Origin of the sequence: Roseobacter litoralis Och 149 (genome assembly GCF_000154785.2) — a bacterium.
Classification (GTDB): Bacteria; Pseudomonadota; Alphaproteobacteria; order Rhodobacterales; family Rhodobacteraceae; genus Roseobacter; species Roseobacter litoralis.
The window spans coordinates 955,895-978,132 of sequence record NC_015730.1; the positions used below are offsets into that span (position 1 = coordinate 955,895).

The 22,238-nt window shown below is 56.4% G+C and carries 15 protein-coding genes and 6 pseudogenes; 8 read left to right on the forward strand and 13 right to left on the reverse strand.

What is annotated here, in order from left to right:
* Positions 1-23 precede the first annotated feature (23 nt).
* From RLO149_RS04370 to RLO149_RS23060, 5 genes and pseudogenes are all read right to left on the reverse strand, one after another.
* The gene (locus RLO149_RS04370; protein ID WP_013960865.1) at positions 24-1,049 is read right to left on the reverse strand and encodes a TRAP transporter substrate-binding protein; all 1,026 of its coding nucleotides are present in this window, start codon (positions 1,047-1,049) and stop codon (positions 24-26) included.
* Between the two features lie 25 nt (positions 1,050-1,074).
* Positions 1,075-1,899, reverse strand: coding sequence for a putative hydro-lyase (locus RLO149_RS04375; protein WP_013960866.1), 825 nt, complete (start codon positions 1,897-1,899; stop codon positions 1,075-1,077).
* 91 nt (positions 1,900-1,990) lie between these two features.
* Positions 1,991-2,869, reverse strand: a complete 879-nt coding sequence (locus RLO149_RS04380; protein ID WP_013960867.1) for a LysR family transcriptional regulator — start codon at positions 2,867-2,869, stop codon at positions 1,991-1,993.
* Positions 2,870-3,174: 305 nt separating this feature from the next.
* Positions 3,175-3,806: pseudogene (locus tag RLO149_RS04385) on the reverse strand (tyrosine-type recombinase/integrase).
* A 224-nt stretch (positions 3,807-4,030) separates the two neighbouring features.
* Positions 4,031-4,646: pseudogene (locus tag RLO149_RS23060) on the reverse strand (transposase); the annotation flags it as partial.
* Between the two features lie 217 nt (positions 4,647-4,863).
* On the opposite strand from RLO149_RS23060, the gene RLO149_RS04400 reads away from it, so the two are divergent.
* Positions 4,864-6,309 carry an IS1182 family transposase gene (locus RLO149_RS04400; RefSeq protein WP_013960868.1) on the forward strand — a complete coding sequence of 482 codons (1,446 nt, stop codon included), beginning with the start codon at positions 4,864-4,866 and terminating at the stop codon, positions 6,307-6,309.
* Between the two features lie 519 nt (positions 6,310-6,828).
* Here RLO149_RS04400 and RLO149_RS04410 read toward each other — a convergent pair.
* Positions 6,829-8,327, reverse strand: a pseudogene (locus RLO149_RS04410) (IS1182 family transposase).
* A 140-nt stretch (positions 8,328-8,467) separates the two neighbouring features.
* Here RLO149_RS04410 and RLO149_RS04415 point away from each other — a divergent pair.
* Complete coding sequence (locus tag RLO149_RS04415) at positions 8,468-9,412, forward strand: helix-turn-helix domain-containing GNAT family N-acetyltransferase (protein ID WP_044025199.1); 945 nt, start codon at positions 8,468-8,470, stop codon at positions 9,410-9,412.
* Between the two features lie 47 nt (positions 9,413-9,459).
* Positions 9,460-10,302 (forward strand): DMT family transporter, encoded by an 843-nt coding sequence (locus RLO149_RS04420; protein ID WP_245538123.1) that lies wholly within the window; start codon positions 9,460-9,462, stop codon positions 10,300-10,302.
* 118 nt (positions 10,303-10,420) lie between these two features.
* Here the strand turns inward: RLO149_RS04420 and RLO149_RS23065 are convergent, their stop codons facing one another.
* From RLO149_RS23065 to RLO149_RS04450, 7 genes are all read right to left on the reverse strand, one after another.
* Positions 10,421-10,837: a VOC family protein gene (locus RLO149_RS23065; protein WP_013960871.1), complete on the reverse strand. Its 417-nt coding sequence runs from the start codon at positions 10,835-10,837 to the stop codon at positions 10,421-10,423.
* A 65-nt stretch (positions 10,838-10,902) separates the two neighbouring features.
* Complete coding sequence (locus tag RLO149_RS04425; RefSeq protein WP_013960872.1) at positions 10,903-11,685, reverse strand: phosphodiesterase; 783 nt, start codon at positions 11,683-11,685, stop codon at positions 10,903-10,905.
* Positions 11,682-12,509 carry a phosphodiesterase gene (locus tag RLO149_RS04430; RefSeq protein WP_013960873.1) on the reverse strand — a complete coding sequence of 276 codons (828 nt, stop codon included), beginning with the start codon at positions 12,507-12,509 and terminating at the stop codon, positions 11,682-11,684. The genes RLO149_RS04425 and RLO149_RS04430 overlap by 4 nt, the downstream gene beginning before the upstream one ends.
* 61 nt (positions 12,510-12,570) lie before the next feature.
* A complete protein-coding gene (locus RLO149_RS04435; RefSeq protein ID WP_013960874.1) occupies positions 12,571-13,818 on the reverse strand; it encodes an ABC transporter substrate-binding protein in 1,248 nt (415 codons plus the stop codon).
* Positions 13,819-13,918: 100 nt separating this feature from the next.
* The gene (locus RLO149_RS04440) at positions 13,919-14,881 is read right to left on the reverse strand and encodes a carbohydrate ABC transporter permease (RefSeq protein WP_013960875.1); all 963 of its coding nucleotides are present in this window, start codon (positions 14,879-14,881) and stop codon (positions 13,919-13,921) included.
* Complete coding sequence (locus RLO149_RS04445) at positions 14,881-15,849, reverse strand: carbohydrate ABC transporter permease (RefSeq protein WP_013960876.1); 969 nt, start codon at positions 15,847-15,849, stop codon at positions 14,881-14,883. The genes RLO149_RS04440 and RLO149_RS04445 overlap by 1 nt, the downstream gene beginning before the upstream one ends.
* A 1-nt stretch (position 15,850) precedes the next feature.
* Positions 15,851-17,005 carry an ABC transporter ATP-binding protein gene (locus tag RLO149_RS04450; protein WP_013960877.1) on the reverse strand — a complete coding sequence of 385 codons (1,155 nt, stop codon included), beginning with the start codon at positions 17,003-17,005 and terminating at the stop codon, positions 15,851-15,853.
* Positions 17,006-17,112: 107 nt separating this feature from the next.
* Between RLO149_RS04450 and RLO149_RS04455 the strand changes: the two genes are divergently transcribed.
* The 5 genes and pseudogenes from RLO149_RS04455 to RLO149_RS04475 all read left to right on the forward strand — a co-directional run bounded on the left by RLO149_RS04455 (position 17,113) and on the right by RLO149_RS04475 (position 22,203).
* A complete protein-coding gene (locus tag RLO149_RS04455; RefSeq protein ID WP_044025536.1) occupies positions 17,113-17,976 on the forward strand; it encodes a LysR family transcriptional regulator in 864 nt (287 codons plus the stop codon).
* A gap of 138 nt (positions 17,977-18,114) precedes the next feature.
* A pseudogene (locus RLO149_RS04460) lies at positions 18,115-18,762 on the forward strand (transposase); the annotation flags it as partial.
* A gap of 153 nt (positions 18,763-18,915) precedes the next feature.
* Positions 18,916-20,153 (forward strand): annotated as a pseudogene (istA, locus tag RLO149_RS04465) (IS21 family transposase); the annotation flags it as partial.
* Positions 20,143-21,028: pseudogene (gene istB, locus RLO149_RS04470) on the forward strand (IS21-like element helper ATPase IstB). The pseudogenes istA and istB, both read left to right, overlap by 11 nt.
* A 218-nt stretch (positions 21,029-21,246) precedes the next feature.
* Positions 21,247-22,203, forward strand: coding sequence for a TAXI family TRAP transporter solute-binding subunit (locus RLO149_RS04475; protein WP_013960880.1), 957 nt, complete (start codon positions 21,247-21,249; stop codon positions 22,201-22,203).
* Positions 22,204-22,238: the final 35 nt, after the last annotated feature.

Consider the following 22,238-nt stretch of genomic DNA (forward strand, 5'->3'; position numbering starts at 1 on the left):
CCGGCCCGCCCTTTGGTTCTTGCTTACTCGATGTCGACGCCGACAACTTTGCCTACGCTGTCGTTCCAGCGTGCGGGCCAGTCACCCCCTGCGCGCTCCGCCCACTCGGGCAATACTTCGGATGTGAGGATGTCACGGGCGCGTGTGAAATCTTCGTCGCTGACCTCCACAAGCGTCATGGAGCGGGCATCGCCTGACGGGCACGCGCCGTTGCCCGTCAGACATGCAATGTCATTGACAAGTGCATCTTGGGCGCTGGCCCATGCGAGGTCTTCAAAGCCGGTCTTGATCTGATCGGTGAGAAGCGTCTGGTTCTCCGCGGACATGCCGTTCCACTTGTCGAGGTTGATCGCCGTCACAACAGGGTCCCAGCCCCCCAGCGGGATCGGCAGCAGGTGAGAGGAGACTTCCCACCAACCAGCGGAATAGCCCGAACCAGCACCGGTCACAGCACAATCAACCACACCTTTTTGTAAAGCACCCGGCACTTCGGAGAAGGACACGTTCACGCCCTCAGCGCCCAACGCTTCGAGCAGCTTGGCGGTCATGCGGCCAGAGGCACGAACTTTGAGCCCTTCCAGATCGGCAAGGCTTGCGATCTCGGCGTTACAGAAAACAACCTGTGGCGGGTAGGGTGCGATGGCCAGAACGTGGCTGTTGAAACGGTCGCGGTAGATATCGGACACCATGGGGCGCGCAGCGTCGACCATGGCGCGGGCTTCATCGGCGGTGAGCGCGATCAGTGGCACATCAAGGCCTTCCAGCTCTGGCGCGTCAGAGACAGCGTAATCGGCCACAGTCATGGCAACGTCATAAACGCCCTGGCCCAAGAGAGGATAAATATCGCCCAGACCGAGGCTCATCTGGTTGTGGGTGGTCAACTCGACTTTGAAATCACCCGCTGCTGGCAAAGTCGTGCTCCAGAACGGGGCTTCATAGCTGTTGTGCAGCGGCAGGCTGGACCAGCTGCCGACAACGGACAGGTTCTCGGCAAATGCGGGTGCGGCCAGAGCCGTGGTTGCGGCCAGAATTGTGAGTGTCTTTTTCATATTGTTATCTCCACGTTGTGTTGGTTCAGTTTCTTGTCAGGATTGTTGTTTCAGCGTCCTCCGCCACATCAGCGATCAGCATGTGACCGGGCGAATGTGTGATGCAGATCGGCAGACCCGCATCCAAAAGGACGTTTTGCGGCGTCACGCCGCAGGCCCAATAGACGGGGACTTCGCCAGCTTTGATTTCGACCGCATCACCCCAATCAGGGCGGGCCAGATCGGGGATGCCAATCTGGGCAGGATCGCCCACTGCAATCGGTGCTCCATGCGCTTGGGGAAAGCGGCGGCTGATCTCGCGGGCCTGGTCGACCTGCGCTTGCGGTATCGGGCGCATTGTCACGACCATATGGCCGCCGAACCGCCCCGCAGGAACAAGGTCGATGTTGGACCGGAACATGGGAACGTTCAGGCCCTTCTCCACATGACGCACCGGAATGCCAGTGCGCAGCAGTGCATTTTCAAATGTAAACGAGCATCCCAGCGCAACAGTGACAAGGTCGTCAGTCCAAACATCACTGATGTCCGTCACTTCGTCGCTCAGCGTACCATTGCGAAACACACGGTACTTCGAGACATCCGTGCGGATATCAATGTCATGGCCCAGAGTCGGCAAGGTTGGATCACTGCTATCGCCCACGCCCACGATGGGGCATGGCTTGGGGTTGCGCTGGCAGAACCGCAGGAAATCCAACGCGTATTTCTCGGGTAAAATTGCAAGGTTGCATTGCAGCTTTCCCACAGCAAGCCCCGCCGTGTGCCCTTTATATGACCCGCTGCGAATGGCCGATCTGACTTCGCTTGCAGAACAGGCAACGAGGTCGGAATGTGAAACTGATCTTTGCACCATGCGAAACTCCCCCGCTGTGCGAAGAGCATCACACGGTCGTTTCGTTCAATCAAATTATCAATTTATATCACTCTTGATAGATTTAGTGAATTCATTTCGGTTGGGTCCGATCCCATGTGTCTGCAACACTGCACGCAATTTGTGCGCTATTTTCAACGAGAAAGCTGCGTGGCTCTGACAGATATGACGCGGTGAACGACAGGGACTGCTGGCGAAATCCCGGATTAAATTCGACGATTTGCCCTGCCTCAAGAAAATCATTGGCCAAGGCCCTTGGATAGGGGCCAACGGCGATTCCCGCTGCAATCATCTTCAAACTGGCCGACAATGACGCTGACGCATAAACGCGCATCTTTGGCCCAATCCGCCGCGAGAGTTCGGACATCAGTTCGCGGTAAGGTCGGGTCTTGCTTGAATAGGAAATGACCGGAATTTTGGTCAGGTCGGTCTGCGGGTTTGTGGTCGAGCGGTACCAGTGCAAATCAAATGAAGGCAGGGTAACGTTTTCAACAGAAAACTCCGACACTGGCCCCATCAACAGCGCAAGATCGAGTTTTCTTTCAAGAAGTTCAGCGCGCAAGTTCAGGGAAATGTCGACTGTAAGATCAACGTTTACACGCGGATATTGCTCACTGAAAGCTTTGAGGAAATCTGGCAACCAAGCCTGTGCAATGGTCTCGGAAGCACCAACGCGAAATAGGCCTTCTGCCTCGGACGGGTTGGCAACGCGTTGCTTGATCTCTTCTTCGACAAACAACATCTGCTCGGCGTAAGAGAGCAAGAGCGTGCCGTGCTTTGTCAGGACAAGGTCACCCCGACCACGTTCAAAGAGGGGCACCCGCAGTTCTTGCTCCAGATTTGCAATTCTTGTCGAGACAGCGGGCTGCGATAGGTTCAGCCGATCTGCCGCCTTGCGAAAGCCTCCCAACCGCGCCACCCAGAGGAATGTCTTGATCTGATCAAATGTCATAGATCATCCATAAATTATGTCAGTCCGGCCGCATATCTATAAATTTAACAGCAAAGCCAGACGCATCGGACATGAAAACGGAGGGTCAGCATCTTAGACCTCGGAAATGTTGTCCCGATCATACTGGCGGAAAGCGGACGTTGGCCATGATATCAGTACGGTCGACTTCGTCCCGATTGCCGCCCCAGGGCTGCGCATCGACCTCGCTGGAGCAGCGAACTACTGGATTGGTGAGGCTGCACTGCAGCGGCGTTCGACGAGATGAATGGCGGGAATGGGCTGCCCATGTAGGCGACCCAACTGCATTAAATTTCAATGGCTTCAGCAATCGCTAAGGCATCCTCGAGTTCAACGCCGAGATATCGAACTGTGCTGTCCATCTTGGTATGTCCTAGTAAAAGCTGGACCGCGCGCAGGTTGCCCGTCTTCTTATAGATTTGCGTGACCTTGGTCCTTCTCATCGAATGCGTGCCATAGGCAGTTGCCGCGAGGCCGATCGAGGTAACCCGGTCACGGACAATCCGGGCGTATTGGCGCGTTAATATGTGCAGGCGCTCATGGAAGCGGCCAGGCCAAAGATATTCAGAGCCGACCATGAGTTCGTCTTTCATCCACTTCTCGACTGAGGCTCGAGTGCCTTCCGATATCTCAAAGCGCACAGGTTGCTGCTTTTTGCTTTGCAGTACCGATGCTCGTTCTTTGATCTGTCGGGACGCCATTACGTCGACCACTTCATCTCCACCAGATCGCAACCGCGCAATTTGCTGTCGATTGCCATGTTGAAGAGAGCGAGGTCTCGATGGTTCTCAGCCAACTCAAGGCGAACTCGGATCGCCCAAACGTTCTTTGGTTTCAATGGTCGCCCTTGGCCGAAGATGCAGCCTTTGCTCCATGCCGGACGAAGTGCGCGAATGGCTGGTAGGTTTGGTGTTTCCATGACGGATCCTCCGATCCGCCATACTCTCCCACAACGACAACCCGACGTTGACAGCTCACCATATCATGAGATGCTGCGGTGCATCCGAGGTCCGCTAAGAGCTGATTTTGTTGAAGAAGTCGCCGTGATTTGGGGGGTTGGCCGCCTCGCGGCGTTGGTCCCGGGCTTATTGTTCCGCCCGTTGTACTGGGCGGCTTGTTGTTCTGTCGTTTTGGTGGTTCAGATCATATCGCGATCCTTGTTTCGACGGTCTTGGGCCTTAGTTTTGCAAGTTTTCGGAGGTTCTGGGCGATTGCTGCGAGTGTAAATTCGTCCTGTACACCGCAGGGGCCTCGAAGCCGGAGCCGCCCCAGGCCGAGAATGCGTTTGAGGTGGGCGAAGAGCATCTCGACCTTTTTGCGTTTGGCCTGGGCTTTGGGGTTGAAGGGAGACTTGGCAGCCAGTCGGGCAAAGTCACGCGCGTCCTCATGTTCCTCACGACCGATAAAGCGCGTATTTGTGTTTGGACAGCATTTTGGTTTTGAGGGGCACGCATCGCATATAGCTTTGGTGGCGCGGTATCTGCGCCGCCCGGTTCTTGGCTCTTTCCTGCGCGGGTCAGAATAGTTCCGGCGGGACTGCAACAGGTGCTGGCCTTCAGGGCAGGAATAGCGGTCGTTGTCTTCGTCCCACTCGAAGTCGGAGCGAGAGAATGTGCCATCCTTGCGCTCCGACTTGTCCCCTCTCATGCATGTAAACATGCACTGCCGGGCAATGGGCCAGAGGGATAAACGGAATGATGCCACGCTTCTTTGTCAGCCACGCGAGGTTCTCCGCCGATCCATAGGCAGTATCCGCGACAGGTCCAGTCTGAAGTCCACTGACGTCGGTATCACTGAATGGCCGCTTCCGCGACTTCGGCTGCATCGCAGCATAAGATCTGCTGCAACTGCGAAGAAATGCTGCGTGAGCAGTAGCTGCACCTGCACAAGTCCGCTGTGCGGAGAGGCTGTGTGAAAACTCCCCCATTTTGACCGGACTGATGGTATAATTTTCGTATTCGATACGGAGGTTGTTGATGACGCAATTTATCGAGGGTCTGGACCGGCAGCAGAGGATGTTGCTGCCCGAATGTCTGGACGATTATGTTGATGAGAACAGTCCTGTCCGCGCCATTGATGCCTTTATAGACCTGCTTGATCTTGCGGTGCTGGGCTTCAATGCGATGCCAGCGGCAACTGGACGGCCTGGCTATCATCCTGGCTTGTTGCTTCGGATTTATCTCTACGGGTATTTGAACCAGATCCAGTCATCGCGTCGCCTGGAGCGCGAGTGCGGTCGCAATCTGGAACTTGTCTGGCTGACGGGTCGGTTGAAGCCGGACTTCAAGACGATTGCAGACTTTCGGAAAGATAACGGCCCCGCGATCCGCAAGGTGTGCCAGCAGTTTGTCGCGCTCTGCCGCAACATGAACCTGCTCGATGGGGATGTGGTTGCCATTGACGGTAGTCGGTTCAAGGCGCTGAACTCCAAGGCCAAGAATTACACGCGCGGTAAGCTGCGCCAGAAGTTGGGTGAGATTGACAAGGCAATCGAGCGCTATTTGGGTGAGTTGGATCGCGCCGACGAAGTGTTTGAACAGACCGGCACGGTGCTGCCAGAGGCCCGCATGGAGCGCACTCTACGCAAGCTGGAGCATCTGCAAAAGGAGGCGGTGCGCTACAGATCAATCGAGCAGCGCATGGATGAGACCGGCGAAACCCGAGTCTCACTTAGTGATCCTGATGCCCGATCCATGGCAACAACGGCCCGGATGCCCCGCATTGTCGGTTACAATGTTCAAACGGTCGTCGAAGCCAATCACCACCTGATCGTTGCGCATCAAGTAACAATGCTTGGGTTCGACCGGGATGCCTTGTCGATGATGGCCGCGGCAGCAAACGATGTCATGACGACAGATCAGCTCACAGCAATCGCGGATAAAGGTTATTACAAGAGCGAGGAAATTGTTGCCAGCGAAGAGGCTGGTATCTCGGTTGTCGTTCCCAAACCAATGACATCGAACGCCGCTGCGCGCGGTCAGTTTGACAAGGCTGACTTCACATATGACAGCGACAAGGATGTCTATGTCTGCCCGGCAGGCAAGCAGCTGACCTACAGATTTACCGGCCAGCAAGACGGCAAAGCTATCAGATCATATTGGTCGGGAGCCTGCGCCGATTGCGTCATCAAGGACAAATGCACGGCCAGCAAGGAACGGCGCGTGCGTCGATGGGAGAAAGAGGATGTGCTTGAGCGGGTGCAAGAAAGGTTGGACGCAGACCCAGCCCAACTGGCCGTCCGCAGCATGACCGTCGAGCATCCTTACGGCACGATCAAATCTTGGATGGGGGCGACACACTTCAAGATGAGACGGTTGAAAAATGTCGCCACCGAGATGTCGCTGCATGTGCTCGCCTACAACATGACCCGCGTCATGAACTTGATGGGCATCCCGGCAATGATCGCGGCGATGAAGGCGTAAGGGGTATCGTTCGGCTTGAAATTAGCCTCGAGAACGCCGGGGTGAGCCGGAGATTGCCTCAGCCGCCTTCTCAACCCATCTAAGTAGTGGAAATGACGATGCCGAGCCAAAATGCCCAAAAAAACACCGAACGCTCACGCCGACACCACAATCAACAGAGTTTCCACACAGCCTCTCCGCGTTGTGTGAGTTCGGCCCGCATCAAGTTTTGCTTTTGCGGCGAATGTCGGCATTACGGGCTGCGACTGCAGCATCTTGACCAGTCGTTCAAGGTCCGCAATGGGCCGTCCTTGTCGCCAACCGAAGCCAATATTGAACAGATGCCGCGCCTCATCAGATGACCGCTCCCGGCTGAGGGTGTGTGGAAACTCGCTTGGTTTCTCGACGATGAGGACGTTTCAACCGATTTTGTGGAGGTATCCTGATTTTGGGCCACTTTTGCGCCTTTTGCTCCGGAGAGGGCTGAATCTGCGCACTTGTGACGTTTGCTGCGATACGATTTGAGCTGAGCGCCGCCCATCAGGCCGGAATGGCGGCCAGAAGCCCACGTACACCGATTAGGTTAATCATGCGCTTGATGTTGTAGGCGAGGACATGGAATGCCATCTCGGTGCGGACATTCTTGAGCGTGCGCATCCGGAAGTGCGCCGCCCCCATCCACGCTTTGATCGTGCCGAATGGGTGCTCGACCGTTGAGCGACGCAGTTTCATCAATGTGGGTTCGCTGCTCATGCGGTCGCGCATCTCGTCGACCAGATGTTCGTGTTCCCAACGTGTGATCCGGCGCTCTTTTCCGGTGGTGCAGCGCGCCTTGACCGGGCAGGTCTGACAGACGTTGGTCCAGTAGCGTCGCACGATCAAGCCGCCTTCTTCGGTCGTATAGCGGTAAGTCAGCGTCTCACCTGCCGGGCATCGGTAAAGATCCGCATCCGCGTCATAGGCAAAGTCGGCCTTCACATACATGCCCTTCTTGCGATTGCCCGAAGTCTCGGGCCGGGGGAGGGTCGGGGTGATGCCATCCTCGTGACAGGCCAGGATTTCGCGGCCGCTGAAGTAGCCCTTGTCCACTGCCCGGCAGGGTATTGCGAAGCAATATCCCGAGAGGGAGCCACCGCGCTCATTTCGTCACGTCTGAGAGCGGCCTTTGCCGCCTTGGCTATCGGCGACAGTTGTTCACGGTCGTGCCCGGCATTGATGTCGTGCCCGGCATTGATCACGTCATGTGTGACAATCAGATGGGTCTCGGTATCCACCGCGGACTGGGCGTTGTAGCCAACAAAACCGCTGCCCTTGGCGCTGGTGGCCATGGAGCGGGCATCCGGATCCGTCAGGGATATCTGACTGTCCGGGCTTTCCCTGAGCGCCTGGCCGATGTCCACCAAGCGTTCGATCTCCTGCCGGATACGCGCGCAGCGTTGTGCCAGATTGGCGACCTTCTCGGCCCGGACCTCACCCTCTTCCTGACGGTCGATCCGGACCATTTCATCGAGGTAGCGCTCGATACTCGCAATCAGATGGGTGGTGCGGCTCGCGATCTTGCCCTTGGTAAAGTTCTTGTCTCGATTATTGTCCGCCTTGAATTTGGAGCCGTCGATGGCAACACAATCCCCCTTCAGCACCCCGATCCGGCGACAGAGTTCGACGAACTGTGCACAAGTTCGCCGAATGGCGGGACCGTTATCGCGGCGAAAATCAGCGAGTGTCTTGTGGTCCGGGACCAATCGCCGCGTCAGCCACATCACCTCAACATTGCGACCAGCCTCCCGCTCCAGCGCGCGGCTGGAGGGCACGCGGTTCAGATAGCCGTAGATAAACAGCTTAAGCAGGACAGATGGGTAATAGCCGGGCCGCCCTGTCCGCGCCGGCGCCGTCCACAGGAAACCGATCGCCTCAAGGTCGATCTCCTCCACAAAGAGGTCAATCACGCGAACCGCATTGTCCTCGTCGATCCAGTCTTCCAGCCGGTCCGGAAAAAGCGTCATCTGACTTCGATCTGCACCTTCGATATATCCCGACATGCACGCCTCCTATTCTTGACGAGAAGCATACAACATCCAGAGTTTTCACACACCCTCAGCCCAAACTACCACGATGCTGCATCATTCCACACGTTGTTAATGGATGGACGATTTCAAAAAAATAGTTGTACAATACAACCATGGATGAGAGAATCTTAGTTCCCCGCATAGACAAAATGCGCGCTGCAGCGCGACATATCGTACGTGAACTCGGCTTCATGCAACGTGGACTGGCGGGTACTGATCTGTCTCCTTCTGCGGTCCATGCAATTATCGAGCTAGGATACGGCACAGTGAAGAATGCCAGCGATCTTGGCGACCTTTTACATCTGGAAAAATCCAGTGTGAGCCGCCTGGTTCAAAAGCTGAAGAAGGACGGCCTCATTCAAGCTGGCCCTGATCCGAGTGATAAGCGGGCACGCGATTTGTCTTTGACGGAGGAGGGCAAACGTTTGCTCGGCGAAGTCGAAGCGTTTGGGAGGCTCCAACTTCGGTCTGCACTTGAAGATTTGCCGTCAGCGCAAATAGCAACGATTGAGACTGGCCTTGCCCTGTTTGCAAAATCGCTAAGCGGCGCATGCGTATCTCCACCAAAAGTCGACATTTTTGAAGGCTACCGCTCGGGGGTCATATCATCCGTGGCGCATCTACATGCGACCTTTTATGCGCAGCATTGTGGATTTGGCTCTGTTTTTGAGCGCAAAGTTGCAACGGAAATGTCAGAGTTCATGGGGCGGATCGACAATCCAGTAAACACGACGTTTTCCGCCTATTCTGGCGATAGGCTTCTTGGGTCTATCTCCCTTGATGGCGAGGATTTGACCGATGGTGCCAGCCACTTGCGGTGGTTCATTGTTAGCCCCATTGCGCATGGAATGGGCATCGGAAATATGCTTCTGCGCAAGGCTACTGCATTCGTCGACGATCACGGCTTTGATCGCACGCGGCTATGGACCTTCAAAGGACTGGACGCCGCGCGCCACCTTTACGAAAAACACGGGTTCACGCTCGCGCATCAGACCCCCGGCACGCAATGGGGCATGCAAGTGATTGAGCAGGAGTTTGTACGTGGACGCGGAGTATAGCGACGCGTTTGCTTCCCTATCTCGCGGCCTCATTCACGGGCATACAGGTGGGTGACGCCCTTGTGGCAAGTGAGGCGGTTGTAGACGCAACCGGAGCAGCCGGATTGGGGTTCTGGCGATATCTGATCGCTAGCATCGTGCTCACCCCGTTCTGGGTTGCCGCCCGCGAACCACGTATCTCGCGCGGTGATGCATTGCCGATCTCTGTTATCGGCGTCGGGCAATTCGGACTGCTGATCGCCATGCTAAACCTTGCAGTCCTTCTCGCGTTCTCTGCACGGGTGTCGTTCATCTTTGCGACATTGCCTCTTGTCACGCTGACCTGCGAGCGGGTGCTGTTTCACAGGCTTATCGGCACAGCGGAGCTATTGGCGATCTTGCTGTCTGTGCTTGGCATTGCTGTACTGCTCGGGACAGATTTGTTTGTAACAACGATTGGCTCGTTTGAATTCTTTGGTCTTTTTGCAGCCCTCGTGGAGATCATGACGGGCGCGGTCTGTTCAGTATATCTGCGTCCCTACGTTCGAAGGTATGGCGGCGTTCAAGTCAGCCTTCTTGCGATGCTCGCGTCACTCGTTCCGCTCGGCGCAATCGCAGCGTTTGAAACACAAGGTCTGACCACAGCTGGTTGGACACACGCCACGGCTTTCCTCGTTCTCGGTATCGGTTTGTCGAGCGGTGCCGGGTTCTGGTGCTGGCTCTATGCGCTGTCGTGCATCCCGACCGGTCACGTGACTGCGTTTCTTGGGCTCGGTCCCTTCACAGCAACCATTCTGTCTTTTTGTTTGAAGGAGGGTCAAATAACGGGATCGGTCGCCATCGCCTTGGGGCTCGTCGTCTCAGCACTTCTCGTTCTGGTATTCGCTAAAGGAGGTAAACCATCTTCATAAACTGTCCTTGCTGGAGGGGTCGCCCTCTTAACATAAACATGCTTCACCCGATCTGGCGGCGGTAAGGAGCCAAATTCACCGTATGCTGCATTCCGCTCGAATGGCCGCGATGCCTCTTCTATCCGTCTCGTCCGGGTTCGCTTGGGTCGTTCGAAAACAACGCGATTTTGTTACCGTGAGGGTCGCGGAGATAACCAACGTAGAAGTGAGAGCCATACGAAGCGCGGAACCCCGGTTGGCCGTCGTCAGAACCTCCAGCGGCAAGGGCAGCGGCGTGAAGATTACGCACTTGGCTTTGACTACCGACGTCAAATGCGACCATGGCTCCGTTCCCACCCGATGCTGGACATCCATTGAAGGGTGATTTGACGTAGAAGTCTGGTGCAACAGGAGGGGTGCCCGGTTCTGAAGGCGGAATATAGCTCAGGTCCCCATGATATTCCTCTTGGCTGTAACCAAGGGCTGGGAGAAACGCAGAATAAAATTGTTTTGCGCGTGCGATGTCATCCGCACCAACAGTAATATAGGCGATCATGTGTAAATTCCTTCAAAGCATTTAGGCCTTTGGGCGATGCGCAGTGCGAGGACCTTGGAGTAGATTTACAAAAAGAACCGATCCGATCCATCGCTAAAATCGTGAAAATGAACCGTGACCTGATCGTCGCTCAACGTCACCACACCGTAGGCCGGAGGTTCGAAATTCGCAGCAATTCGATCGGCGGCCCCATTCAGCTCCAAAGCGACCTGATGGTTTAGGCCGCGCATGCAGGAATAGCTGATGCCCCGCCAATTGCCAAAAATGGCGCGATGCACATGACCGAAGAACAGATGCCGGATGCGCGCCTTGTGGGGGGCGACGATATCATAGAACGCCTCGGCATCCTGCAACATAATCCGGTCCATAGATGCTATGCCTGTCTTAAACGGTGGGTGGTGCATGAACAGAACAACTGGGCCATTGGTTTGGTCCAGTTCGCGAGTCAACCAGACTTGGCGCGCGGGGCAATATGCGCCCGCATGGGTTTCTGGGTTTTTTGTGTCCAACAACAAAAACCGCCCGAACTGGGTTTCAAAACCGCTTTGTACAAAACCGCTTTCGTCGCGGGGAATCTCTGGGAAGGCGACGCCAAAGGATGCAGTGTCGTCGTGATTGCCGACAATTAGGTGCAGGGGCATGTCGAGCTCTTTGATTTCGCGCGAAAATCGCACATAGGCCGCCGTGTCTCCCCAATGGGTTATGTCACCGGTCAGGGCGACAAAGGCGGCATCGCTATGTTCTGCATTGATAGACGCGACAGCGGCCCGCAGGCGCGCGGCGGGGTCTTGGCCATAGAGTTCCCCTTCGCCAATGACATGGGTGTCGGTAAGATGAATAAATTTCATTCTGCGGCCACAGGTTTGGCCCAATCGTCCCACTTGGTTCCTGCACTGAAAATCGGTCCGTCCCAAGTGAAAGGGATTTCGTGAATGACGGTATCTGTGCCCTGTGCAAGGATCACCCCATAAGACGGGGCCATTGGAGCACCTTGCAGCAGCTCCTGCTCGGTCAGGTCCGGCAGGGATTGATTGCCGGTAGAGCGGACAGAGGCAAAGGAAATGCCGCACCACGTCCCGTGCACCGGCGCATGGACATGGCCGAAATGGATGTAATCAATGCGGCCGCGATAGGTACTCAAAAGCTCCGCCAGAGATGCGCGATCTTCCGGCACGAGAGCAATCTTATCTTCGGCAGGCAAGCCAAGGGCCATAGGGTTGTGGTGCACGAACAGGCGCGCACGGGCGCAGTTCATTAGCTCTGCCTCAAGCCAGTCGCGGCGCGCGGCGCAGAAATGGCCTGCGTGGGTGCCCGGCTCGGTTGTGTCGAGGTAGATCAGGCGCGTGCCGTCCACCGTTTCTGCGTAATTGATGAAACCCGCCGCGTCCTTTGGATGGTCGGGAAAGGCGGCAAGAAAGGCCGCGCGGTCATCGTGGTTGCCGATCAGCAGACGTACAGGACAGGGCAGATCGGTCAGCGCATCGACCAGGGTCGCATAGGCAGCAGATTCGCCCCAGTGGGTCAGATCGCCAGTGATGATAATCCGCGCGGCATCGCGATGTTGGGTACGCACATCGTCGAGCGCTTGTGCGAAACGTCTGTGGGGGTTCAAGCCGCCCATGCGTTCACCGGGAACGGTCAAATGAATGTCGGAGATATGCACAAGTTTCATTGGCCTGAGCCTTTCTTGGAAAGAAATCCGGCCGCCCCCGAAAGGGCGACCGGAGGATGGTTTAGCCGTTGGGCAGCAGGTCGGCGATTTCCTCGACGAGTTCTTCCTGCAATTCTTTCATATCGGTCGCGTCGCCAGTGACGATGCGTTCGATCCCGTCATAGATCACTTGGGTGATTGCCAGTCCGTTGTCGCCAGGATAGGCCAGCCAGTCGCGCAACAGCGGGAGCTGGTCCACCGCGGTCTGTTTGTTCGGGTTCTGCTCGTAGAAATCGGCGAGGATGATCTCGTTGGCAGCCTTGTTCGGTGGCATGTAGCCAGTGGTCTTAGCCACTTCCGCAGCGCCTTCACCTGAGGTGATGAACTTCAGCCATGTCCAAGCCGCTTCGCGCACGGCAGGATCCTTGGAGGTTGAGGTCAGCATCGCCGCGTTGCCACCCGCAGGCAGCCCTATCGGCGCACCGTCGAGGCCTGGGAATGGGCCGGTCACCAGTTCGAAATCACCTTGGCTGCGCTCAACCGCGCCTAGAGCCGAAGTGGACCAGAACATCATGCCGACATAACCAGCGGAGAAAGACGACAATGCGGCCTTCCATTCGAGGTTCTGCATTTCACATTCTGTGAAGATTTCCTGCATCTGTTCCAGTGCGACCAGCGCCTCTGGGCTGTCCATGGTCACGCGGCCGTCTTCGACGATCGCTTTGTCCTGGCTCCACAACAGGGCCTGAACGAACCAGTTGCCGGTGATGTTCCAACCCCAGAAGATCGGATTGTCGATGCCGTTGGCCTTCATGGTCTTGCAGGCTGCAATCACCTCGTCCCAATTCGTTGGCAGCTCTTCGATGCCGCCTTCGCGCAGGATGTCCATGTTGTAATAACCAACCGGCAGGGAGATCGAGAACGGCAGGCCATAGACTTCGTCGTCAAAGGTCGAAAGCGACAGCATCGCCTGGTGGTAGCCGTCCTTTTCGAAATCAGGTTCGCCGGCGATGAAGGGTTCCAGCGACTGGGCGATGCCTTTGTCGATCAGCGGTGCCTGACGGTTCAGACCCTGCATGCTGACATCTGGCAGGTTGCCAGCAACGGCCTCGCGCAGGACCGTGTTGGTGGCGTCCTCGTAGGATTCGTAGGTGGCGCGGAACTTGACCTCGATATTCGGGTGCGCCGCCTGGAAAGCGGGCATCATCGCTTCGTAGGTGACATCAAAGAGGTGGCTATAGGGATAGGCGAACTCGATGGTCACCTTGTCCTCGGCGAAAACGGCGCTGGCTGACATGGCCAAAACCATTGCAGTTGTGGTCAGTTTCATTAGGTTTGCTCCTGTTGTCGGGGACGTGCGGTTTGGTGATTGGCAGACCCCGGTGATTTTCCCCTTTCGGGGCTACGGGTAGGGCGGGAGAAGTCCCGCCTTACTTCATTCCAGACAAAGTGATCCCTTCGATAAAGCGGCGTTGGGCCAGCAAAAACGCGACGATCAACGGTGTGACGATAACGGTGGCAGTGGCCATCATCGGGCCGAAGAACGACCCATCCCCATCACCCTTGAACTCGCGAAGGCCCAGCGGTGGGGTGAAGAGATCGCGGTTTCCGGTCACGACGATGCGCGGCCAGAAATAATCGTTCCAATGAGCCACCACCGAAAAGATGGCAAAGGCCAAAAGCGCGGGGATCGCTGTGGGCAGCATGACCCGCCAGACGATGGCCAGCTCGGACATCCCGTCCATCCGCGCCGCATCAATCAGATCGTCAGGCACGGTCATAAAGAACTGGCGCATCAGGAAGATCCCAAAGACCGAGATGGTCCATGGCACGACAAGGGCGGCATAGGTGTTGGTCAGCCCCAGCTTCGCCAGCCCGATGTACAACGGCAGGGCGATGGCGTGGACAGGGATCAGCAGGCAGAACAGGACCAGCCCAAAGACCGCCTCTCGCCCCCAGAACTTGAGCTTGGCGAGGGCGTAAGCGGCGGGCAGTGCGACAACGATCTGGATCAGAAAGATCGATACGGTGACGATCACGCCATTGAGCAGATAGCGGACAAGCGGTGCTTCGGTGAAAGCCTTGGAATAGTTGAACACCACAGGGCGCATGGAACAGGACGCCTCGGCCTCGGCCAACAAGGCCGCCTGCACGCTGGCGTCGTCTTGGCCAGCAAACCGCGCACGGGCGGCATCTATGTCGGCGCGGCTTGGCTGGCGCAAGGCGACACAGCGTGGGTCGATCATCATCTCTTGACGGCCAAAGAACCCGCCTTCACCACGGTCGATTTCGCCGGGGCTTTTGAACGAATAGCTGACCATCATATAGAACGGCGCCAACACGATAATCGTGCCAAGGATCAGCACCAGATGTTTCCACCAATCACGTGTCATCAATAGTGCACCTTGCGCTCGACCAGCCATCGCTGGATCAGGGTCAGAAACATGACGAACAGCAGGAACAACATGGTGATGGCCGAGCCGATGCCGATCAGGTTCTGCTGGATGCCTTTCTCAAAGATCGCGAACATCATCACATAGGCGGATTTGTTTGGCCCACCGCCCTGCGGCCAGAAGGCCTCGATCGTGTCAAAGACCTGAAAGGCGCGGATGCAGGAAATGGTCACCACAAAGACGGTGGTTGGCCCGAGGGCGGGCCATGTGACCAGCCGGAACCGGTCCCACGCGGAGCGGGCCCCATCCATTTCGGCCGCGTGGTACAGTTCTCGGTGCACCGACGTCAGGCCGGCCAAGAACAGCACCATGTTGAAACCGAACCCTTGCCAGATGCCGATGAAACAGACCACCCAGATCGCGTAGTCGCGATCCCCCAGCCACAGCGGGAAACCCTCGGCGCAGCCATTGGTAAAGAAGGGCAACGCCTCAACCCATGTCCCGCAGGCCATCTCCAAGGTGCGGTTCACCATCCCGATCGTTGGATGCAGCATGAATTCCCAGGCGATGGCCATGGCCAACAACGTGGCCATCACGGGCAGGAAATAGATCGTCTTGTAGATGTCCCCGATCCGGCCCAGCGAATGGACCAGCAGGGCCGCCCCAAGGCCAAGACCCACGGAAATGGGCACCACGGTGACCACGTAGGTAAAGGTCGCAACAAACATCTTTTCGTAAGTCGAACGGGTGAACAGGCGCTCATAATTCTGCACGCCGACCCAATCAAAGCCGGGATTGCCCAATGAATAGTTAGTGAAAGACAGGACACCAGCCACGATGATCGGCACCAGCAGGATCAAAACCATGAGCGTCAAGGCAGGTGCCGCCAACCCCCAGCCCGCGCGCGCTTGCCTGTTGTCGGGTTTGGATTTGGCGACGCCTGCAACGTTGGGGTCCACGACCGCCATCTCAGGCCACCTCAGGTGCGAGGGTGGCGGCAAGTTCGGCGCGGCGCAATCGGTTCCCCTCTGCGTCAAACATAATAGCTGCCCTCAGATCAAAGGTCAGACCGACCTGCGCACCCAGACCCAAACTCTGCCGCTGTGCCGGCATGGCCCGCAGGGTCACCCGCGATCCATCGGTGTTCAGGGTAACTTGGGCAAAGACCTCTGACCCGAGATTCTCCAAATGCACGACCCGTCCGGTGAGACGCGGCGCGGATTGGGTCAATCGCAGGGCTTCGGGACGCAGGCCCATCTGCATCACCTTCGGACTGTCGATAGAGAAACGAGAATTCAGGACCTGATCAAACACCGTCAGCTCGGTGCCGTTTCGCTCCACCGGCAAGATGTTGATCTTGGGCGAGCCAATGAACTCGGCCACACGAATGTCGTCAGGGTCTTCATAGATCACATCGGGTGCTGCACATTGCAGGATTTCACCATCCATCATCACCGCGATCCGGTCGGACATGGTCATGGCTTCGACCTGATCATGGGTAACGTAGATAAACGTCGCCTTCAGGCGGCGGTGCAATTCGGCGATCTCGGCACGGGTCTGAACGCGCAGCTTCGCATCAAGGTTTGACAGCGGTTCGTCCAACAAGAACGCCGCCGGATCGCGCACCAAGGCACGGCCCAAGGCAACACGCTGTCGCTGCCCGCCCGACAATTGCCCGGGCTTGCGATCCAGAAGTGCCGCTATTTCCAGCGTTTCGGCCGCATGCCGGACGGCTTGGATAATATCGGCTTTTTGCGTCCGCGCACCGGGCATCACACTGCCCAGCACCGGCAACCGCTGCAGCGCTGTCATTTGGCGCATCTGCAAAGGCACCGCGATGTTCTCGGCCACAGTTAAATGCGGATAAAGCGCGTAGGATTGAAATACCATCGACAGATTGCGATCCGCCGCGCGGAGCTGTGTCACATCCGTACCACCGATTGCGATGTTGCCGCTTGTTGGTGTCTCAAGCCCGGCGATGATCCGCAACAGGGTCGACTTTCCGCAACCGGAAGGGCCCACTAACGAAATGAACTCTCCATCCTTCACATCCAGGGTCACACCTTTCAAAACGGAGGTCTCTGCGAAGGACTTGGTGACAGATGCGATCTGCAAACCTGACATGCGATTCTCCTTTGGTACAGCAAAAGGAATAGGTGCTGAACACAACCGTTTTGTGTCGTCATATTAGTGAAACCGATGGGTTCTATCTTGGGGTAAAAGGAAAGATCATGCGCCCCAACCACCATCAGTTCGAAGCGTTTGCCTATGTCGTCCGTGAGGGGAGCTTTTCCGCCGCCGCCGTCCGGCTGGGCGTCACGCAATCCACAATCACGCAACATATTGCGAACCTTGAAAAAGGCGTCGGAACGCTTCTTTTGCTGCGCGGTCGGTATGGGGTAGAACTCACCCCGACCGGACAGGATTTTTACGATCTGGCGGATCGCATGGTCGCCCTGAGCGCAGAAGTCACAGATCGGCTCGAAGGGTTCAATGCCATGAAAGAAGGTCGTCTCAAGATCATCGGAAATGCGCCGCAACCAGCGTTGAGGATTATTGCGCGGTTTCAGCGCCGGTTTCCCGATATTCGTGTCGATTTTGGGCTTTACGATTGGACGACTGCCAAATCGATGATTGGCAACCGCCTTGCGGATGTGGGCTTGATCACCGATGCGCCCGATCATGAGCATTGGGAAAAAATCCACATCGAAAGCGCACGTTTTGTGATCTATTGCCGTTGCGATCACTCCTTCGCCAAGCGCGCCAAGATCTCACTGGCCGAGCTTGCACAAGAGACGGTCATTGTCCCGGAGAAGGGGTCGCTCACGCGCCGCTTGCTGGATCAAGCTTGCGATCGCTATGGAATATCGTTCAATCGCGTGGCCACGATGACAACCTTCCCTTTGATGTGCGAAGCGGTGTTGCAGGGAATTGGTGTCGCGTTGTTCTTACAAAACAGCAGCCTCATCAAAAACAATCTTTGCGAAATTGGCATCGAAGAAATGCCCGAAGCCCGGAACACGTCCCTTATCGCCACCAAAGACCGCACGCGGTTGAAGCTCGTTTCAGAATTCATCAATGCCGCCATTGAATGAGAAACCCCTGAGCGTTCAGTTTCACTTTGTGAAACTAAGAGCAGCCCTTCACGTATCCTGCAGCATTGGACGCTAAGGGCTGAGGGTGTGTGAAAACTCTGGATGTTGTATGCTTCTCGTCAAGAATAGGAGGCGTGCATGTCGGGATATATCGAAGGTGCAGATCGAATTCAGATGACGCTTTTTCCGGACCGGCTGGAAGACTGGATCGACGAGGACAATGCGGTTCGCGTGATTGACCTCTTTGTGGAGGAGATCGACCTTGAGGCGATCGGTTTCCTGTGGACGGCGCCGGCGCGGACAGGGCGGCCCGGCTATTACCCATCTGTCCTGCTTAAGCTGTTTATCTACGGCTATCTGAACCGCGTGCCCTCCAGCCGCGCGCTGGAGCGGGAGGCTGGTCGCAATGTTGAGGTGATGTGGCTGACGCGGCGATTGGTCCCGGACCACAAGACACTCGCTGATTTTCGCCGCGATAACGGTCCCGCCATTCGGCGAACTTGTGCACAGTTCGTCGAACTCTGTCGCCGGATCGGGGTGCTGAAGGGGGATTGTGTTGCCATCGACGGCTCCAAATTCAAGGCGGACAATAATCGAGACAAGAACTTTACCAAGGGCAAGATCGCGAGCCGCACCACCCATCTGATTGCGAGTATCGAGCGCTACCTCGATGAAATGGTCCGGATCGACCGTCAGGAAGAGGGTGAGGTCCGGGCCGAGAAGGTCGCCAATCTGGCACAACGCTGCGCGCGTATCCGGCAGGAGATCGAACGCTTGGTGGACATGGTGTTGAATGTCACTGAGAACTGACCCATGTGGACACATTGCCCTGACGGTTTTTGTCGGGGAGACATGGAGTGATAGGCATGGGATTTTTGAGTGTTATTCGACGCTGGGCGTTGCGTGACAAAATGCCAATTCGTGAGATTGCACGGCGCACTGGTGTTCCAGCCCGGTGAAGCATTCCAGTTCGACTGGAGCGAAGACTGTGCCACGATTGGGGGCGAACGCGTCAAACTGCAAGTTGCACACACCAAGCTGTCGCACAGCCGCGCCTTTATTGTGCGGGTCTATCCTTTGCAGACACATGAGATGCTATTCGATGCACACTGGCATGCCTTCCGCGCGTTTGGCGGCGTTCCGGGGCGTGGCATCTATGACAATATGAAGACGGCCGTGGATCGTGTTGGGCGTGGTAGGCAGCGCGATGTCAACGCACGCTTCAAATCGATGGCGAGCCATTACGTCTTTGAACCTGAGTTTTGTAATCCGGCAGCGGGCTGGGAGAAGGGTCAGGTTGAGAAGAACGTACGGGATGCACGGAACCGGCTGTGGCAGGTCATGCCGGTCTTCCAAGATCTGGGAGAGCTGAACCAGTGGCTGGAAGAACGCTGTATCGCTCTGTGGGCGGAGACGCCGCACCGGGAATTGCCTGGTTCAATCGCCGATTCTTGGGACGCTGAGAAGCCTATGTTGATGGTTCTGCCACCAGCCTTTGACGGGTTTGTTGAACACAGCAAGCGTGTGTCGCCAACATGCTTGATCACCTTTGAACGCAACCGGTACAGCGTGCCCGCCAGTTTTGCGAACCGCCCTGTCAGCCTTCGTGTTTACCCGGAACGACTTGTGATCGTCGCAGAGGGGCAAACCGTCAGCAGGCATGACCGCATCATTGATCGATCCCACCGCAAGCCAGGCAAAGTCATCTATGATTGGCGCCATTATCTGGCGCTCGCCATTGTCCTCGGACCCATGGCGGACGATGGCTCGCTCCAACGCAAACCGGGGGCATTACGCAATGGTGCACCGTTTACAGAGATGCCCGACATCTTCCGTCGACTACAGGATCACATGTTGCGCAAAGAAGGCGGAGATCGCGACCCTCTCGGGACAATGCTCCGCAATACCCTGACGGGCAGTGGATGGTTGATATCCTGTCCTTGGTTCTACACCATGATGAAAGCGCTGTTCTGCGAGCAGTGGAACTGGCGCTGGAAGCCGGGGTGCCGACGAAGACGCATATCCTCAACCTCCTGCACAGGCTGATTGATCCAAAGCGGACAGATCAACCAGAGATCGATCCACCAGATGCCTTGGCTTTGGAAACAGCCCCAATGGCAAACGTAGATCGGTACGACGATCTGAGACAAGCAGGAGGAAAGCGCCATGCGTCATGATCCTGCAGGAGCCTCAATCGTCATCATGCTGCGCAGTCTCAAGCTGCGTCTCGCCAAAGGCGAGCATCCATAGTCGCGCACCTTTGGTGCGACATGGCGCACGCGGTTGACGATCTGGTTACACAAGGTGTTCCAGCATTTGAGGCGGCCACTCCGATGTTGTCCCAACTGCTCAAGGCGGAAATGGCCGAACGGGAAGTGCGTTCGATTGCCTATCACACGAAGGTGGCGCGCTTCCCATCATACAAGGACCTGACGGGCTTTGACTTTACGTCGAGCGACATCAATGAGGCCACGGTCCGACAGCTCCATCGCGGTGAGTTCATACATTGCCCGGCAGGCGATTGCGAAGCAATCTGCCGAGAGGGGAGAATGCGGAAAACGTCGTTCTCATTGGTGGACCTGGCACCGGCAAAAGCACCGGCAAAAGCCATGTCGCCACAGCTACCGGCGTGCAGGCGATCGAGCATCATCGACGCAAGGTGCGCTTCTACTCCACCGTCGAATTGGTCAACGCGTTGGAGCAGGAAAAGGCCCTTGGAAAGGCAGGGAAATTGGCTGAGATGCTCACAAAGATCGACTTGGTCATCCTTGACGAACTCGGTTATCTGCCATTCAGTTCGTCAGGCGGTGCGCTGCTCTTCCATCTACTGAGTAAGCTCTATGAACGCACTAGTGTCATCATAACCACCAACCTCAGCTTCTCAGAATGGGCACAGGTGTTCGAAGACGCCAAGATGACAACGGCGCTGCTAGATCGCTTAACGCATCGCTGCCACATCCTCGAGACTGGCAACGACAGCTACCGCTTCAAAGCCAGCGCTGAGGCCGCAAAGAAAACAGGAAAGGAGAAAGCAACATTGACTGCGTCATAGACAAAGACGCATAAACAAGGGGGGGTCAAATCTCGGTGAAAATACCGGGTCAGTTCTCAGTGACAATTAACACTGCAAATGCTCCTTTTTCTTGGAAAAAACGCTCAGGCGGCTTGAGATTTCATGCAGTAAACGAACGCGGGACAAACTCTGATGGCTTAGCTTGCAATTACCTTGCCAAACAATATTGTCTCGCTGGAAACAGGGAGCGATACCAAATGACACTTATGAAATCTATCGGCGCGGCTGCCGCCGTTGCTTTGATACTAACCACAACCGCTACGGCCGAGACGCGCGTGACCTATAAATCCGCCAAAGCGGGTTCATCGTATTTCCAGATGGCTGTACAAATCGCCGAAGCGATGAAGGCAGGTACGGGCGGCGATATTTCCGTGACCGTCGAAGAGAGCCAAGGCTCAGTGCAGAATGTGATGGAGGTCCGCGCGCGCGGTGGTGATTATGTGTTTACCACGCCGCCTGCGTTGGTTGGTCTGGCGCAGGGCGGCAAGGCCATGTTCGAGGGCAAGAGCGATCCAGCCTTTGCAGAGATCCGCGCGCTGTTCCCGATCCCGTCCCTGACCATGCATTTTGTCATGTCACAGGACAGCGGCGTCACCAGCTTTGCCGAGATGGAAGGCAAGACGATCCTTTTGGGCAGTGGCTCATTCGGAGCACGTGAGGGCGCGAAGTACCTCGAGCTGTTTGGCCTTGAAGGCAAGGTAACGGTCGCCGATTCAGAATTGTCGAATGCTGTAAACGCTTTGAAAAACGGACAAATCGACGGATTTGTCACGGCGGGTTCCTTTCCAGCACCGAACGTCATCGAAGCGGCGGCCTCTACCGGCGTTACCGTCCTGTCGCTCAATGATGAACAGATCGCGCAGTCAAAGCGCACGCGCCTGACAATTCCAGCCGGGACGTATACCGGCCAGACTGAAGACATCACAACGACGTCTTTGCCCGTTGTCGCCTATTCCACGACCAAAATGGACGACGATACCGCGTATATGCTCACCAAAACCTACTGGGAAACACGCGAGAACATGGCCAAGGATGCGGCGTGGTGGGCCGGGGTCTCCGCCGATATGCTCAGCAACATTACGACGCAGATTCACCCCGGTGCGATCCGGTACTACAAAGAAATCGGTGTGTCGCTGAACGACGCACATATGTAGCAGGTTGGCCTTGTTCCCACGGTAAATGGGGATAA

What these genes read in the sequence shown, in the direction of transcription:
- RLO149_RS04370 (WP_013960865.1), bottom strand. Translation starts at nt 1,049, where the DNA reads ATGAAAAAGACACTCACAATTCTGGCCGCAACCACGGCTCTGGCCGCA.
- RLO149_RS04375 (WP_013960866.1), bottom strand. Translation starts at nt 1,899, where the DNA reads ATGGTGCAAAGATCAGTTTCACATTCCGACCTCGTTGCCTGTTCTGCA.
- RLO149_RS04380 (WP_013960867.1), bottom strand. Translation starts at nt 2,869, where the DNA reads ATGACATTTGATCAGATCAAGACATTCCTCTGGGTGGCGCGGTTGGGA.
- RLO149_RS04400 (WP_013960868.1), top strand. Translation starts at nt 4,864, where the DNA reads ATGACGCAATTTATCGAGGGTCTGGACCGGCAGCAGAGGATGTTGCTG.
- RLO149_RS04415 (WP_044025199.1), top strand. Translation starts at nt 8,468, where the DNA reads ATGGATGAGAGAATCTTAGTTCCCCGCATAGACAAAATGCGCGCTGCA.
- RLO149_RS23065 (WP_013960871.1), bottom strand. Translation starts at nt 10,837, where the DNA reads ATGATCGCCTATATTACTGTTGGTGCGGATGACATCGCACGCGCAAAA.
- RLO149_RS04425 (WP_013960872.1), bottom strand. Translation starts at nt 11,685, where the DNA reads ATGAAATTTATTCATCTTACCGACACCCATGTCATTGGCGAAGGGGAA.
- RLO149_RS04430 (WP_013960873.1), bottom strand. Translation starts at nt 12,509, where the DNA reads ATGAAACTTGTGCATATCTCCGACATTCATTTGACCGTTCCCGGTGAA.
- RLO149_RS04435 (WP_013960874.1), bottom strand. Translation starts at nt 13,818, where the DNA reads ATGAAACTGACCACAACTGCAATGGTTTTGGCCATGTCAGCCAGCGCC.
- RLO149_RS04440 (WP_013960875.1), bottom strand. Translation starts at nt 14,881, where the DNA reads ATGACACGTGATTGGTGGAAACATCTGGTGCTGATCCTTGGCACGATT.
- RLO149_RS04445 (WP_013960876.1), bottom strand. Translation starts at nt 15,849, where the DNA reads ATGGCGGTCGTGGACCCCAACGTTGCAGGCGTCGCCAAATCCAAACCC.
- RLO149_RS04450 (WP_013960877.1), bottom strand. Translation starts at nt 17,005, where the DNA reads ATGTCAGGTTTGCAGATCGCATCTGTCACCAAGTCCTTCGCAGAGACC.
- RLO149_RS04455 (WP_044025536.1), top strand. Translation starts at nt 17,113, where the DNA reads ATGCGCCCCAACCACCATCAGTTCGAAGCGTTTGCCTATGTCGTCCGT.
- RLO149_RS04475 (WP_013960880.1), top strand. Translation starts at nt 21,247, where the DNA reads ATGACACTTATGAAATCTATCGGCGCGGCTGCCGCCGTTGCTTTGATA.